This is a genomic window from Rhizobium lusitanum, assembly GCF_014189535.1.
Lineage (GTDB): Bacteria > Pseudomonadota > Alphaproteobacteria > Rhizobiales > Rhizobiaceae > Rhizobium > Rhizobium lusitanum_C.
This window is the reverse complement of record NZ_CP050307.1, coordinates 1,297,306-1,310,235: the sequence shown is the minus strand read 5'-3', so window position 1 is coordinate 1,310,235 and position 12,930 is coordinate 1,297,306. Positions and strand designations below refer to the sequence as shown.

Here is a 12,930-nt window from a genome sequence, read left to right as displayed (position 1 = left end):
CGATCGCTCCCTGGCCTTCTTCGGTTTTTGAACCCTTCCTGTCGCATCATGCCTGCCTGTGCCTCGCCAGGAAATCGAGAAGTGCGGGGTAGTAGTCTCCGGGGTTTTCATAGAACGGCATGTGGCTCGCATTCGCAAACACCTTCAACTCCGCGTTCGGAATTGCGAGCTTCATGCGCAGCGCGCAGGCGGGCGTCAGTTCGTCATGCTCGCCGGTGGTGATCAGCGTCGGCACGGTCATGCGCGGCAGGTCGGGGATGCGGTTCCAGTCCTTGAGATTGCCGATATAAAGGAATTCGTTCGGTCCCTGCATCGTCGCGTAAGGCCCCATGTTCCAGTCGTCGAGCGAACGGCGCACAGGTGCCGGCCATTCCGGCAGGCGACAGACATGGCGATAGTTGAGGATCGTCACGGCGGCCATATATTCCGGATGGTCGTAGGTGCCTTGCGCCTCATGCTTCTGCATCATCGCCACCGTTTCCGGGCCGAGTGCCGAGCGCAGCCGCTCCAGTTCCAAGATCAGATGCGGCATATCGGCCACGGTGTCTTCGAGGATCAGCGTCCGGAGGTTTTCCGGATAGGTGAGTGCATAGTCGATCGCGAGCCAGCCGCCCCAGGAATGGCCGAGCATATGGACCTTGCCGAGACCGAGCGCCTTGCGAACGGTTTCGGTTTCCTCGACATAGCGGCCGATGGTCCAGAGGGCCGGGTCCGTCGGGCGGTCGGAGGCGCCGGTTCCGAGCTGGTCGAAGGCAACGACACGATAACCCTGGTCGACGAGGCAGGAATGAGCCTCGCGCAGATAGTCGCAGGGAAGGCCGGGGCCGCCATTCAAGCAAAAAACCGTTTCTGCGCCGGAACCGAAGCTATAGGCAATCACCTTGTGCCCATCGACTTCGACTTCTATGCGCTCGTCCGGCTGCATTTCGCGCCACATCAGCTTACTCCGGCAAATATTCTTCTTGCCCAACATTTGGGCATGATTAAATTTTTACCGTAAACCGCGATCCACACCAGCTATAAGAAGTGATAGGGTTGGGGTTTGGATGTAGGCCGGAGTTCTCCATGCTTGATGAAATCGGAACGATCAGACGCAAGTTTACGGCGCATGATACGCTGGACGGACGGATCGACCAGGCTTTCGAGGCGATGCAACAGCTCGGTTTCGAAGCCCTGGTCTACGACTATACGCCGGTGCCCTTCGATCTCAACGGCGAGATCATGGTTCCTTCGTTTCTGAAACTGCGTAATATCTCCGATGACATGCTCGAATACTGGTTCGACCGCGGCTATTTCCGTATTGATCCGGTGCAGCAGGTGGCGCTGCGCACCTCGGCGCCGTTCTTCTGGAACTACAATGTCGAGGCCGATACGGCGATCAACCGGTATCTGGGAGAAAATACCGAACCGGTCGCCCGCTACCTCAACGAGCGTGACATGTCGACCGGCGTCACCGTACCGGTGCACATGCCGCGCGGCGACTATGCGACGGTGACCGGCATCCGTTTCGGAGCGAACAAGGATTTCGAGCGCAATGCACTGCGTTACATTGCCGATTTTGGCCTGCTCGCGCATGTCTTCCACGAAAGCGCCTATGCACTTTTCGATTCAAGCGCGCGCAGTGTCGGCAAGATGCGGCTGACGGAGCGGGAGCGGGAGTGCCTGCGCCATTCAGCCGAGGGACTTTCGGCCAAGGAAATCTCCCGCATCATCGACCGTTCGGTGCCGACCGTCGTCATGCATCTGAATTCGGCGGCGAAGAAGCTGGGAGCCAAGAACCGTACGCAGGCGGTGGTGCGCGCCACGCATTACCGGCTTTTGGAAAACGAGCCATCCTATAACTTCTGATAGCTGCCGCAGGCCTTGAGGTCGCGTTATGCTTTTCCATCCTTGTCAAAGAGATGGAGAACTCCGTGGCCGCCGTTGCATCGAAAGAAGCCTTCCTGCCTTTCCGCGAATACCAGACCTGGTATCGCATCACCGGATCGCTCGATAGCGGCAAGCTGCCCCTCGTCGTTGCCCATGGCGGCCCCGGCTGCACGCACGACTATGTCGATAGCTTCAAGGGCATCACAGAGATCGACGGCCGCGCCGTCATCCATTACGACCAACTTGGCAACGGCAACTCCACGCGCCTGACGGAAAAAGGCCCCGACTTCTGGACGCCGGCGCTGTTCCTGGAAGAGCTGGACACGTTGCTGAAGCATCTCGGTATCCAGGACCGCTATGCTTTCCTCGGCCAGTCCTGGGGCGGCATGCTGGGTGCGGAACATGCGGTGCGCCAGCCGAAAGGGTTGAAGGCGCTCGTCATCGCTAACTCGCCGGCGAACATGCACACCTGGGTTTCCGAAGCCAATCGGCTACGCCGTGAGTTGCCGCAGCATGTGCAGGACACGCTTTTGAGACATGAAGAGGCAGGCACGATCACCGATCCTGAATACATCGAGGCTTCCCGCGTCTTCTACGACCGGCATGTCTGCCGCGTCGTCCCCTGGCCGCCGGAGGTGGCGCGCACCTTCGCGATCATGGATGTGGACAACACCGTTTATCGCAACATGAACGGCCCGACCGAATTCCACGTCATCGGCACGATGAAAGACTGGACGATCGAGGACCGGCTGCCTCTGATCGAGGCCCCGACGCTGCTGATCTCCGGAAGATACGACGAGGCGACGCCGGATGTGGTCAGGCCCTATGTCGATCGCGTCGCCGGCTGCAAATGGGTGGTCTTCGAGCAGTCCAGCCATATGCCGCATGTCGAGGAGAAGGAGCTGTGTCTGGCAACCGTTTCTACCTTCCTGTCGGAGCATGACTGACGTTCTGGTGATATGGGTGGGCTAAACCTTGGTCGTTCCGCATATAACGACTAGGTCTCTTTCGAAGAAAACCGCATTTGAGACAAACGAATCGGCGAAAGCCCTTGGTGAGGAGCGTTTGGATCAAAGAAATTGTGTGGTGTGTTTGCGCGAAAGTTTCTGTTGACCTCAACCTGGGTTGAGGTGTGAGAGTGCGTTTGCTCGCTAGCGATGGAGGGGTGATGGCGATCATTCTGGGCGACAGTGATCTGGAAGAGCTTCCGGTCATGCAGCTTGCCATCGAGGCGATCGAGGGGGCACTCCTTGCCCGATCCATGGGCGGGCTGGTGTCGCCGCCGAGGCACAATGTTTCCTTTGCCGAGAAAGGAGACCTGATCTTCACGATCGGCGGAATGCTCGACGATGCTTCCATTGCCGGCTTCAGGGTTTATGACACATTCAAAGGGCCTCGCCATGAACAGATCACAGCGGTCTGGTCAACGGAAACGGCGGAGCTTCAGGGCCTCATCATCGGGACGCGACTGGGAGAGATCCGCACCGGCGCGATCGGTGGCATTGCCATTCGCTATATGTCGTCCCCCGATGCCAGGACGGTCGGCGTCATCGGCAGCGGCCAGCAAGCACGCGCCCAGTTGGAGGCGGCAGCGCTTGTTCGCGACCTGACCCATGTCCGGGTCTATAGCCGTAGCGAGCGGAACCGTTATCAATTCGCATTGGAGATGGAAGAGCGCCTGGGCATTCCGGTTGAACCCGTCGGCTCGCCGCGTTGCGCCGTCCGGGAGGCCGATATCGTGATCTGCGCCACAAGCAGCCTGACGCCGGTGATCAAGGCGGATTGGTTGAAGGCCGGCGTTCACATCAATACCGTCGGCCCCAAGATGGTGGACGAGCATGAATTGGGCCTGGATGTCGCCGCCGCCGCCCATCTCATTGCCACGGATTCTCCGGAGCAAGTGAAGGCCTACAAGATGCCATTCTTCCTGGAGGGAACGGCCAGCGCGGAGCGGCTGGTCGACCTCGCGGCGATTGTCAGCGGCAAGCTTACTGTCCGCGAAGGGCCCGGTCAGACGACATTGTTCTGTTCCGTAGGTCTTGCCGGTACCGAGGTGCTGGTGGGGGCACGCATTCTGGATGCGCTCAAGGCGAGGGCTGGTGCAGATTGACGCGACACTGCGCCCTTCTAATCTCTCGTTAAACCGCCGGGATGCGATTCCTCGCGTAACAATTGCTGCGCTGTTGCGCGAAACATCTCCGCCAGCTGCTTCAGAAGGGGGCCTGTCGGCGAGCTTTTGCGCCAGCATAGGCCGATGCGGCGCTTCGGGTTGCCGTCGTTGAATTTCAGCAGACGGATCTGGTCCGACGACATGATCGGGCCGATGGTTGCCAACATGGGGAGGAGGGTGATGCCGACATTTGCACCGACCATCAGGCGCAGCGTCTCGAGACTTGTCGCCTGGAAGGAGGATTTCTGTCCGGCGCCGGAGAGCCGGCAGACGTCGAGCGCGTGTTCGCGCAGGCAATGCCCTTCCTCCAGAAGCATCAGGTCGTAACGAGAGAGGTCTTCCATGCTGATGCCCGCCGGGTCGACCAGCGGGTGCTTCTTCGGCACGGCGAGCAGGAAGGGTTCCTCAAACAGGAATTCCACCTGCAACTGGTCGCTCTCGACCGGCAGGGCCAGGAGTGCCGCATCGAGCTCGCCGCTCCGGAGGCGCGACAGCAGCACGCCGCTTTTCTCCTCGCTCAGTAGGATCTCCAGTTGCGGGAAGCGCTCATGCACCTGCGGCACCACATGCGGCAGGAAATAGGGCCCGAGCGTCGGGAAGGCACCGAGACGGAGCGTTCCGAGTTCCTGGTTCTGGTTCAGCAGCGCGGCATTCTTCAATTGCTGGACATCGATGAGGATTCGTTTTGCGCGTTCGGCGGCATCCTTGCCGAACGCCGTCAGCATGAAGGAGCGCGAGTCGCGCTCCACCAGCGGCGTGCCGAGTTCCGCCTCGAGCTTCCTGATCTGGGTCGACAATGTCGGCTGGCTGACCAGGCAGGCCTCGGCCGCGCGGCCGAAATGACGGTATTTGGCCAGCGCGACGAGATATTCCAGTTCTCTGAGTGTCATGGGATGCCTTACCGCTTAGGCGGCCTTGGCCTCCTCTTCGCTCGGAGCAGAGGTGCGGATGAGGTGGTCGAATGCGGCGAGCGAAGCCTTGGCACCTTCGCCCACGGCGATGACGATCTGCTTGTAGGGAACGGTGGTGCAATCGCCGGCGGCAAAGACGCCGGGCAACGACGTCTGGCCGTGGTGATCGACGACGATCTCGCCACGGGGGGAGAGCGAAATGGCGCCCTTCAGCCATTCCGTATTGGGCAGTAGGCCGATCTGTACGAAAATGCCGTCCAATGCCAGGGTGTGCTTCTCGTCCTTGTTGCGGTCCTCGTAGACGAGACCGGTGACCTTGCTACCGTCGCCAAGCACTTCCGTGCTCTTGGCCGACAGGATGATCCGGACGTTGGAGAGACTGCGCAGCTTACGCTGCAACACATCGTCGGCGCGCAGCTTGCTGTCGAATTCGATGAGGGTGACGTGCTTGACGATGCCGGCGAGATCAATCGCCGCTTCGACACCGGAATTGCCGCCGCCGATCACGGCGACATCCTTGCCCTTGAACAGCGGGCCGTCGCAATGTGGGCAATAGGCAACGCCCTTGTTGCGATACTGCTCCTCGCCGGGAACGCCCATCTGCCGCCAGCGCGCGCCGGTGGACAGGATGAGGGTGCGGGATTGCAGCGTCGCGCCGCTGGCAAGCTGGACTTCGAACAGGCCGCCCTTGGGCGTCAGCTTTTCAGCCCGCTGCAGGTTCATGATCTCGACGGGATAGTCCCTCACATGCGCCTCGAGAGCGCTTGCGAAGGCAGGCCCTTCGGTATGCGGGACCGAAATGAAATTCTCGATCGCCATGGTATCGAGCACCTGGCCGCCGAAACGTTCAGCCACGACGCCCGTGCGGATACCTTTGCGCGCGGCATAGATCGCAGATGCCGCGCCTGCCGGACCACCGCCCACCACCAGCACGTCGAAGGGTTCCAGATCCGCGAGCTTCTCGGCTGCGCGCTTTGCAGCGCCTGTGTCGAGCTTGGCAATGATTTGTTCGACTTCCATCCGGCCCTGTCCGAAGACTTCGCCGTTCAGATAGACCGTGGGAACAGACATGACCTGCCGATCCGCAACTTCCTGCGGGAACACGGCGCCGTCGACGGCGACATGGCTGATCTTCGGATTGAGGATCGACATCAGGTTGAGCGCCTGAACGACGTCAGGGCAATTCTGGCACGATAGCGAGAAATAGGTTTCGAAGCGGAACTCGCCGTGGAGATCGCGGATCTGGTCGAGAATGGCCTGCTCGACGCGCGGCGGATGTCCGCCGGTCTGCAAAAGGGCGAGGACGAGCGAGGTGAATTCGTGGCCGAGCGGAATGCCGGCGAAACGCAGGCTGATATCGTGTCCCGGGCTGGTCAGAGCGAATGAAGGGGCTCGTTCGCTGGCGTCTTGTTCCCGAGAGAGAGCGATCTTGTCGGAAAGAGCGGAGATATCCTCAAGAAGCGCCACCATCTCCTTCGATTTGGCGCTGTCATCGACATTCGCGCGGATCTCTATCGGCCGTACGACTTTTTCCAGATAGGCCTTGAGCTGGCTTTTCAGTGCGTCGTCAAGCATCGATATGTCTCCGGTGGGAAATGGGATTCGGCGCGGATTGCCCCTTTTGGACAAAACGCCATCAGTCTAAAGTGTGTGTGCGAGGCCTTCCCCGTTTCCGGGGAAGGCTTTGGCCGAAGCCGAAATCAGATCTTGCCGACCAGATGCAGCGAAGGAGCCAGGGTCTTGTCGCCTTCTTCCCACTTTGCCGGGCAAACTTCACCTGGATGGGCGCGGACATATTGGGCAGCCTTGATCCGGCGCAGCAGGTCGGCGGCATTACGGCCGATGCCTTCGGCGGTGATTTCCACGGCCTGGACGACGCCGTCGGGATCAATGACGAAGGTGCCGCGATCGGCAAGGCCTTCAGCTTCGCGCATGACGTCGAAATTGCGGGTAACGGTGCCTGTGGGGTCGCCGATCATCGCATACTGGATCTTGCCGATGGTTTCGGAGCTATCGTGCCAGGCCTTGTGGGTGAAATGCGTGTCGGTCGAAACCGAATAGACCTCGACGCCAAGGCGCTGCAGCTCGGCATAATTGTCCGCGACGTCGCCCAGTTCGGTCGGGCAAACGAAGGTGAAATCAGCCGGGTAGAAAAAGAAGACCGCCCATTTGCCGGCGATGTCAGCTTCGGTGACCTCGATGAACTTGCCCTGCTTGAAGGCCTGGGCTTTGAACGGCTTAACGACGGTATTGAGAACGGACATGATAGCCTTGTATTATTTGGACAGGAGGGGTTTCGCGCTGCAACATAGTGCGTGCGCTGCAATAAGCAAAATAGATAAATCCGAAAAATTCGATAGGTTTTATCTATGGGGTGGCGCCCGCGCCCTGCGAAAAAGTGGTGTGTTATCAAGATCTGGACTCGTTCTGGCGCAAACTTGGCGAGGATGCCAAGATACCCGTCACATGTTGAAAGGCGTACGATGAAGAACAATGGGACAATCGCTATGTCCGAAGCTTTGAAGAGGGTAGAGGATGTCCTCGCCAGGCGTTTTGCCGGTTGCGCATTTGCATTTGCTGCCGGGTCGATCATGCGCGGCGAGGGGAAGAGCACATCCGATGTCGATCTTGTGGTCGTCTTCGACAGGCTTGATGTGGCCTGGCGCGAATCCTTCATGGACGATCATCTGCCTTTTGAGGCCTTTGTCCACGACCCGGAAACGCTGAGCTGGTTCTTTGAAAACGACATGGCTCTCGGCTATCCGATCATCATCCATATGGTGGCTTCGGGCCATATATTGGGTGGGGATGTGGAGCAGGCCAAAGCCTGTCAGATGCATGCCCGAAAGCTGCTCGACCAGGGCGCGCCAGCGCTCTCTGCTGCCAAGCTAGACGCGCTGCGATATCAGATCACAGATACGCTCGACGATCTGAGGGACGAGCGAGGTATCGAGGACATGCGGGCGATCACGGCGCAGCTATACCAGCCGCTCGCCGATCTGATGTTGCTGACTCGCGGCCGATGGTCGGGCAAGGGGAAATGGATTCCGCGGCTTCTGAAAGCATTCGACGAAGAGTTGTTCGGCGGCTTCGATCGAAGCTTCGCGCTTGCTATGGCGGGAGACGTGAAACGACTGATCGAGTTTGCCGATGCGGAACTTGCACGAACGGGCGGACCTTATTTTCACGGGGATCGTCGCGAGGCATCGCAAGCCGCTCGCCGAAGTCGCCAATGGTAAATGGCTTTCTTCGGTATGCTCCTTGCAAACGGCATGATGCCCTATTATCTACCGACCATCACCTGTATCGATAGCCTGCCGGGCCGACCTTTCGAGGCCGAGCCGGTGTCTGCTGTCCAGGGTAACAGCGAGGGCGCTCCCCAGTGATGGGTCGAGCGCCCTTTGCTTTTCGGAGGGTAGGATCCGCTGCCCGCTTGCGGAATCTCGAGCCTTGAGAAGCCAGGCACATCATTGGGGCGCACCGGCGGATGCGAATAATTGAGCCTTACCATGGTGTTCATCGCGGGCATCCTCCTAGCTTCATCAAGTCGGATCGCCTCGCCATTGATCATTGTGTTTTCGATGATATGCCGAACAGGAGAGGTGAACGACGTTGTCGCGTTTTCAGACGCGCGCGCAGACGAGCCGGAAGGTCGATCAGCTTTGAAGGCCGTCCTTGCGGCGTGAGAGATAACGTAAGTTGATCGCTTCCGGTCCTGGAGCCTCGACCTGGCTGAAGCCAAGCTCCTGGAGTTGTCGCTGCAGCTCCGGCCGATAGCCACGGCTCCCCCAAGGCTGCAATCTCCTGCTCGATAAGATCGACGGCAAAACGATCCATTGGGCCGAGCTGCGACCCCGGCACGCGATAGTCGAACGTGATGCTGCTCCCGGCAGGTTGCGATGCTACGAAGGACAGGGTGTCGAACACAGCCTGAGGTGTCAGGTGGACGGTCACGCTCATCCAGCAAAAGCATGAATGCTGGTCGATGCTAAATCCCGCCTCGACCAGCTTTTTCGAGAGCGAATCATGCTCGAAATCGACGGGCACGAAGCGTACAGCATCGGGCGGTGCGATTGCGGCGACCTCCAGACACTGTCGCTTCCATTGCTGGGTGGAGGCACGATCGACCTCGAATACGCGCAGACCGGCTTCCGCATGCGGCCTATGATTTGAAGTCAATGGACGGCGCTATGGTAACCAATGGCGTACATTATGGCGCGCCGATGCGTTGCCTGTTGCTGGCTATCATTCCGCGGCGAAAATTCAGGATTAATGCTCACCGCGAATGCGCGAATCGGTCATGATCAGTCATGCTGGCGCAACTTGGGGCGGCAACCATAACCGGGAACGCACGTCTCTATATGGGCTTGAAGCAGATGTATTTGGTCGATCAACAGCAGTCCGTACCACGCTCGCGCTCGCGCCCGGCGATCGCTACCGCAGCGCGTCGATCGCGCGGCTCAGGTGTTTGGCTACTTTTGTGTAGCCCAAGGATTTCGATTCATTGAGCAGAAATATGAGAGCTTGGCGCAAGGGCCCGCGCTGGTCCTGTTCGTTGCCGTCAGGCCACGTATCTTCGTTGGTTTTTTCGATGCCGACGTCGCTGTCGGCGGGGATTTTTCCGCGAAAACGACGCCAGCTTTCGACTGGTTTGACAAGTAAATTGCCAAGGCGCGATCGTTTCATGGCTTTGGTACGTTCCTCTGGTTGATCGGTTTGCTCTGAATAAGAAGCAAACCGATCTGATTGAGCGCGTTGCCACATGCCGACAGTAGAAGTGTCGAATGCTCTAGCGAAGTGTACCCAAACGAGACTTCAACAGCATCTGGGATTTTTCCCGGGTGCTTCTTCCCAAGGCAATAGCTACCAATTTTGGACTCCATGCGTTTCTGTTGTTGTGACGTTCATATCCAACCGAAGACAGGAGTGCACGTCATGATGAATTTGATCGATTCTTCCAATCGGGCCATGCATGTAGAAACACTCCGATCATTCGCCGAGCTGCGATACGAGGTTTTTGTCCGACGTCTTGGCTGGGCTCTGCCTGCCGCCCGTGACGGGCTGGAGGAAGATGAGTATGATACTTCGCGGGCGGTCTATGTGACGATTAGCAATAGCGCCGGGCATGTGGTCGCCGGAGCCCGGCTGCTCAAGACCTCCGATGCGAGCCTTCTGAACGAGATTTTTCCTCACCTGGTGAAGGACGGCGACCTGCCGCGATCGGATCGGATTTACGAGATCACACGTTTCGCCATCGATCATCGCAGGGAGCGCCTGGAGGGATGCATGGATTTGCGGAACCGATTGCTCTGGGGCATTCAAGCTGCGGCTAAGCACCTTGAATTGGATAAGATGGTCTCTGTCACCTATACCCATCTTGAGCCGATGCTCCGCAAAGCGGGTTACCGCTTCCGCAGGCTTGGAGATATCGACTGTATCGACGGCATTCCGACGGTTGCGCTGGAACACGAAGTCTCGCCCGACATCCTGGGCGCTTGCCGGTCTGTTTTGCTCAACGGTAGGGGCCGCCACAAAGCCGCACCGCCATCTCCGCTGTCAAGCCAGAGCGATCAGCCGGCCGCCAGCGTCGCTCAACCGGCCCTAGTCTAACTTATTGCCGGGTGAGGCGCGACCGCAGGAGATGGTCGCGCTCTGTTGTCGGCGAATTTTGAGGATGGCCTTGCTCTGCACCAGGCCCGATTTCTGATCGGGCTACAAGAGAGCGGTGTTGACACCTTGCGCTCAATCTAGCGTCACGAGCCCCAGCATAATGGCCTTTACGACGGCATGGGTTCTATTCATCGCTTGGAGTTTCGTCTTTGCCATGTCGGTGTAAAAATCGACGCTTTTCTGGGAGATGCTGAGAATTTCAGCGATTTCCCACGCGGTCTTCCCCCTGGCCATCCAGTGCAGTACGTCGATTTCGCGTGGCGATAGGAAAGATTTACGCCGCGCCGAACCGACTTTAAGAGAATGACCCAGCAATATGCCTTTGGCTTTTCGATGGTAGCCTTGGGCCAGGACCTGTACGATAGGCAGAGCGGCAAGGATACGCTCATTGTTACCGGGCTCCGGAACGACGCTGATGGCAACCGCTTCGCCCAATTCCGTCATTATCGGCAACGTGAAGCCGTTGGCAAGACCTGCGTCATAAGCCTCTTGCAGCAGCCGCTTCTGGTTTTTGTCGATATCATCCGATGTGAGCAGATCGCTCCACTGTGCGATCCCTTGGCCGGTACCTACCCATTTCAAGGTCGGATCGATTTCCTTGTACTTCTGGTGAAAGTAGTGGGTCAGCCATTTGTTCGGAAAATTTGAAATGATAAAATTTTGTGGGTCCACCGTGGATTCATTCATGATGAACGAAGCGCTCATCCTGTGAATATTATAGGCAAACAACGGAAACCCGAGGTGAGACAGCGTCTTAGAGAAGAGATCTTCGAGAGAGCTTATGTCGGTACACAACTCAAGTTGAAGAAGAAACGGTTGGACCACTTCGGCGTAGATCGTATTGTACTCTGACATCAGTGACATTCCCCCAACGTGTGTGTGATATCTGAAGCGGGCGCGCGAAGGTGTTTTCTCCTCGATAAACGTCTTCGCGATGAAATGCCGCTTTGCTGATCTCTGGTTGCAACGATCTCGTTAGGGTGGTAATAAGCCAACGATAAAACTGACCGTCGCTCATCAATTCTCAGGGCAAAGTTCTCCGTTAAAAACATTGGGAATTGACGCATAGTTTTTCCCAGGAGTCTTTCATGGAAACGCTGCGCTTGCAGGTTTCTGCTTTTATTAAATACTCTCGTAAGTTGAATAATCTTCGAGCTATTGCAAGCGACTGCTCGGTGTGCCGACGGTCCATGGGCGTCGGCAGGTGGGTGTTGCAGACCTTCTAGCTGTGTTCGGCCCTGAATTTGGCGGGGGTTGTCTGCTTGTAGCGCATCATGGCATTCGTCAGGTGGCTTTGGCTTGAGAAGCCTGTCCGTAAGGCTATGTCCGAGATTGGCAGTGTCGAACCCAGAAGCAATCGTTCGGCCTCCTCCAGACGGATGTTCACAAGGTACTTGTAGGGTGGCGTGCCAAACGTCATCGAAAATGCCCGGATAAAATGACTGGGCGACATCAGACAGATATTGGCGAGCGTTTCGATCGACAGTCTCTCGGCTATGTGTTCGTTCATGTAGTCCAGCACTCTCTTGGATGTCTGCGGAGACATGCGCCGATTTTGTGCCTTTGTTGCCTTCAACTTCGCCGTCGAATAATTCCGGATGAGATAAACGCCGAGGATCGTCAGAAACGCGTCGATATAGAGTTCGTTGATCGATGCGCTTGATATCTCCATGATCATGGTCCGGGCCATCCGAAGCGTATAAAGATCGACATGGCCGAAGCGAGGTGGATGCAGTTCCCAGTTGCCCCCTTCAAGCTCGGCATTCGCCAGATTTGTATAGGCGACCGGGCTGAAGGCAATGGCGGCATTCCGTTTCAAGCTCGGCCATTTGAGGGTTCTGTCGACGCCGGCCGGATTGATGACAAGCATACCCACGGGCACTTGGAATTTGCGAAGCTTGTCGCTGGCAAAGGCTGCTTCCATTTCGGGCATGGGGGCAAGAGCGATCGAGGCAAATTCCGCATTGGTCTTGAAATTCATCGATCCGGCCGGTCGCGAGACCTTCATAAATCCGCCGAGGACTGTCTGAGCCCGGGGGCCGATTTCTTCGGGAATGGCCGAAAATATGCCGTCCTTGCTCTTCGTATCCAGTTCAACAAAACTATAGTCATCTGGCTTGGCCATTAGTCTCAACTCCATTGATAGAAACGAGACCAAGGCGAGCGGCCGCTCGTGTGTGGCATAGGCGATCGTGTGCGCCACGGGATCGGAAAGCCGGTCCAATTCGGTAGAAGCAGAAATGTTCAATCAGGGTTTTGACTTGAAAAGCCTTTGCACTTCAGATTGTATTTGTTTTTTTTAAACTAAAT

At 57.6% G+C, this 12,930-nt stretch carries 14 protein-coding genes; 6 read left to right on the top strand and 8 right to left on the bottom strand.

The window, feature by feature from the left end:
• Positions 1-46: 46 nt before the first annotated feature.
• On the bottom strand, positions 47-937 hold the full coding sequence (locus HB780_RS09055; RefSeq protein WP_183687036.1) for a proline iminopeptidase-family hydrolase: 891 nt from the start codon (positions 935-937) through the stop codon (positions 47-49).
• Between the two features lie 128 nt (positions 938-1,065).
• Between HB780_RS09055 and HB780_RS09050 the strand changes: the two genes are divergently transcribed.
• The 3 genes from HB780_RS09050 (at position 1,066) to HB780_RS09040 (ending at position 3,979) form a co-directional block, all read left to right on the top strand.
• Positions 1,066-1,848 carry a helix-turn-helix transcriptional regulator gene (locus HB780_RS09050; protein WP_183687034.1) on the top strand — a complete coding sequence of 261 codons (783 nt, stop codon included), beginning with the start codon at positions 1,066-1,068 and terminating at the stop codon, positions 1,846-1,848.
• A 53-nt stretch (positions 1,849-1,901) separates the two neighbouring features.
• Positions 1,902-2,816, top strand: a complete 915-nt coding sequence (locus HB780_RS09045) for a proline iminopeptidase-family hydrolase (RefSeq protein ID WP_183687033.1) — start codon at positions 1,902-1,904, stop codon at positions 2,814-2,816.
• A 221-nt stretch (positions 2,817-3,037) separates the two neighbouring features.
• Positions 3,038-3,979: an ornithine cyclodeaminase family protein gene (locus tag HB780_RS09040; RefSeq protein WP_183687031.1), complete on the top strand. Its 942-nt coding sequence runs from the start codon at positions 3,038-3,040 to the stop codon at positions 3,977-3,979.
• 17 nt (positions 3,980-3,996) lie between these two features.
• Here HB780_RS09040 and HB780_RS09035 read toward each other — a convergent pair whose 3' ends face one another.
• From HB780_RS09035 to ahpC, 3 genes are all read right to left on the bottom strand, one after another.
• Positions 3,997-4,929 (bottom strand): LysR substrate-binding domain-containing protein, encoded by a 933-nt coding sequence (locus tag HB780_RS09035; RefSeq protein ID WP_183687029.1) that lies wholly within the window; start codon positions 4,927-4,929, stop codon positions 3,997-3,999.
• Positions 4,930-4,944: 15 nt separating this feature from the next.
• Positions 4,945-6,525, bottom strand: coding sequence for an alkyl hydroperoxide reductase subunit F (gene ahpF, locus HB780_RS09030; protein ID WP_183687027.1), 1,581 nt, complete (start codon positions 6,523-6,525; stop codon positions 4,945-4,947).
• A 125-nt stretch (positions 6,526-6,650) separates the two neighbouring features.
• Complete coding sequence (gene ahpC / locus HB780_RS09025; protein ID WP_183687025.1) at positions 6,651-7,214, bottom strand: alkyl hydroperoxide reductase subunit C; 564 nt, start codon at positions 7,212-7,214, stop codon at positions 6,651-6,653.
• 243 nt (positions 7,215-7,457) lie between these two features.
• Here ahpC and HB780_RS09020 point away from each other — a divergent pair, with 243 nt between their 5' ends.
• Both HB780_RS09020 and HB780_RS32960 read left to right on the top strand, forming a co-directional pair.
• A complete protein-coding gene (locus tag HB780_RS09020; RefSeq protein ID WP_286202896.1) occupies positions 7,458-8,189 on the top strand; it encodes a nucleotidyltransferase domain-containing protein in 732 nt (243 codons plus the stop codon).
• 15 nt (positions 8,190-8,204) lie between these two features.
• On the top strand, positions 8,205-8,336 hold the full coding sequence (locus HB780_RS32960; protein WP_286202895.1) for a hypothetical protein: 132 nt from the start codon (positions 8,205-8,207) through the stop codon (positions 8,334-8,336).
• Between the two features lie 181 nt (positions 8,337-8,517).
• Here the strand turns inward: HB780_RS32960 and HB780_RS09015 are convergent, their stop codons facing one another.
• Together HB780_RS09015 and HB780_RS09010 are read right to left on the bottom strand one after the other, a co-directional pair.
• On the bottom strand, positions 8,518-9,129 hold the full coding sequence (locus tag HB780_RS09015) for a class I SAM-dependent methyltransferase (protein WP_183687021.1): 612 nt from the start codon (positions 9,127-9,129) through the stop codon (positions 8,518-8,520).
• Between the two features lie 255 nt (positions 9,130-9,384).
• Entirely contained in the window at positions 9,385-9,636 is a 252-nt protein-coding gene (locus tag HB780_RS09010) for a hypothetical protein (RefSeq protein WP_183687019.1), read from the bottom strand.
• Positions 9,637-9,885: 249 nt separating this feature from the next.
• On the opposite strand from HB780_RS09010, the gene HB780_RS09005 reads away from it, so the two are divergent.
• Positions 9,886-10,560, top strand: coding sequence for an acyl-homoserine-lactone synthase (locus HB780_RS09005; RefSeq protein ID WP_183687018.1), 675 nt, complete (start codon positions 9,886-9,888; stop codon positions 10,558-10,560).
• Positions 10,561-10,692: 132 nt separating this feature from the next.
• On the opposite strand, the gene HB780_RS09000 is transcribed toward HB780_RS09005, so the two are convergent.
• A complete protein-coding gene (locus tag HB780_RS09000; RefSeq protein WP_183687017.1) occupies positions 10,693-11,475 on the bottom strand; it encodes a LuxR family transcriptional regulator in 783 nt (260 codons plus the stop codon).
• A gap of 367 nt (positions 11,476-11,842) precedes the next feature.
• Positions 11,843-12,745 (bottom strand): helix-turn-helix domain-containing protein, encoded by a 903-nt coding sequence (locus tag HB780_RS08995; RefSeq protein WP_286202894.1) that lies wholly within the window; start codon positions 12,743-12,745, stop codon positions 11,843-11,845.
• Between the last annotated feature and the right edge of the window lie 185 nt (positions 12,746-12,930).

Coding starts and splice junctions, on each gene's coding strand:
- HB780_RS09055 (WP_183687036.1), bottom strand. CDS start 937: ATGTGGCGCGAAATGCAGCCGGACGAGCGCATAGAAGTCGAAGTCGAT.
- HB780_RS09050 (WP_183687034.1), top strand. CDS start 1,066: ATGCTTGATGAAATCGGAACGATCAGACGCAAGTTTACGGCGCATGAT.
- HB780_RS09045 (WP_183687033.1), top strand. CDS start 1,902: ATGGAGAACTCCGTGGCCGCCGTTGCATCGAAAGAAGCCTTCCTGCCT.
- HB780_RS09040 (WP_183687031.1), top strand. CDS start 3,038: ATGGCGATCATTCTGGGCGACAGTGATCTGGAAGAGCTTCCGGTCATG.
- HB780_RS09035 (WP_183687029.1), bottom strand. CDS start 4,929: ATGACACTCAGAGAACTGGAATATCTCGTCGCGCTGGCCAAATACCGT.
- ahpF (WP_183687027.1), bottom strand. CDS start 6,525: ATGCTTGACGACGCACTGAAAAGCCAGCTCAAGGCCTATCTGGAAAAA.
- ahpC (WP_183687025.1), bottom strand. CDS start 7,214: ATGTCCGTTCTCAATACCGTCGTTAAGCCGTTCAAAGCCCAGGCCTTC.
- HB780_RS09020 (WP_286202896.1), top strand. CDS start 7,458: ATGTCCGAAGCTTTGAAGAGGGTAGAGGATGTCCTCGCCAGGCGTTTT.
- HB780_RS32960 (WP_286202895.1), top strand. CDS start 8,205: ATGCTCCTTGCAAACGGCATGATGCCCTATTATCTACCGACCATCACC.
- HB780_RS09010 (WP_183687019.1), bottom strand. CDS start 9,636: ATGAAACGATCGCGCCTTGGCAATTTACTTGTCAAACCAGTCGAAAGC.
- HB780_RS09005 (WP_183687018.1), top strand. CDS start 9,886: ATGATGAATTTGATCGATTCTTCCAATCGGGCCATGCATGTAGAAACA.
- HB780_RS09000 (WP_183687017.1), bottom strand. CDS start 11,475: ATGTCAGAGTACAATACGATCTACGCCGAAGTGGTCCAACCGTTTCTT.
- HB780_RS08995 (WP_286202894.1), bottom strand. CDS start 12,745: ATGGCCAAGCCAGATGACTATAGTTTTGTTGAACTGGATACGAAGAGC.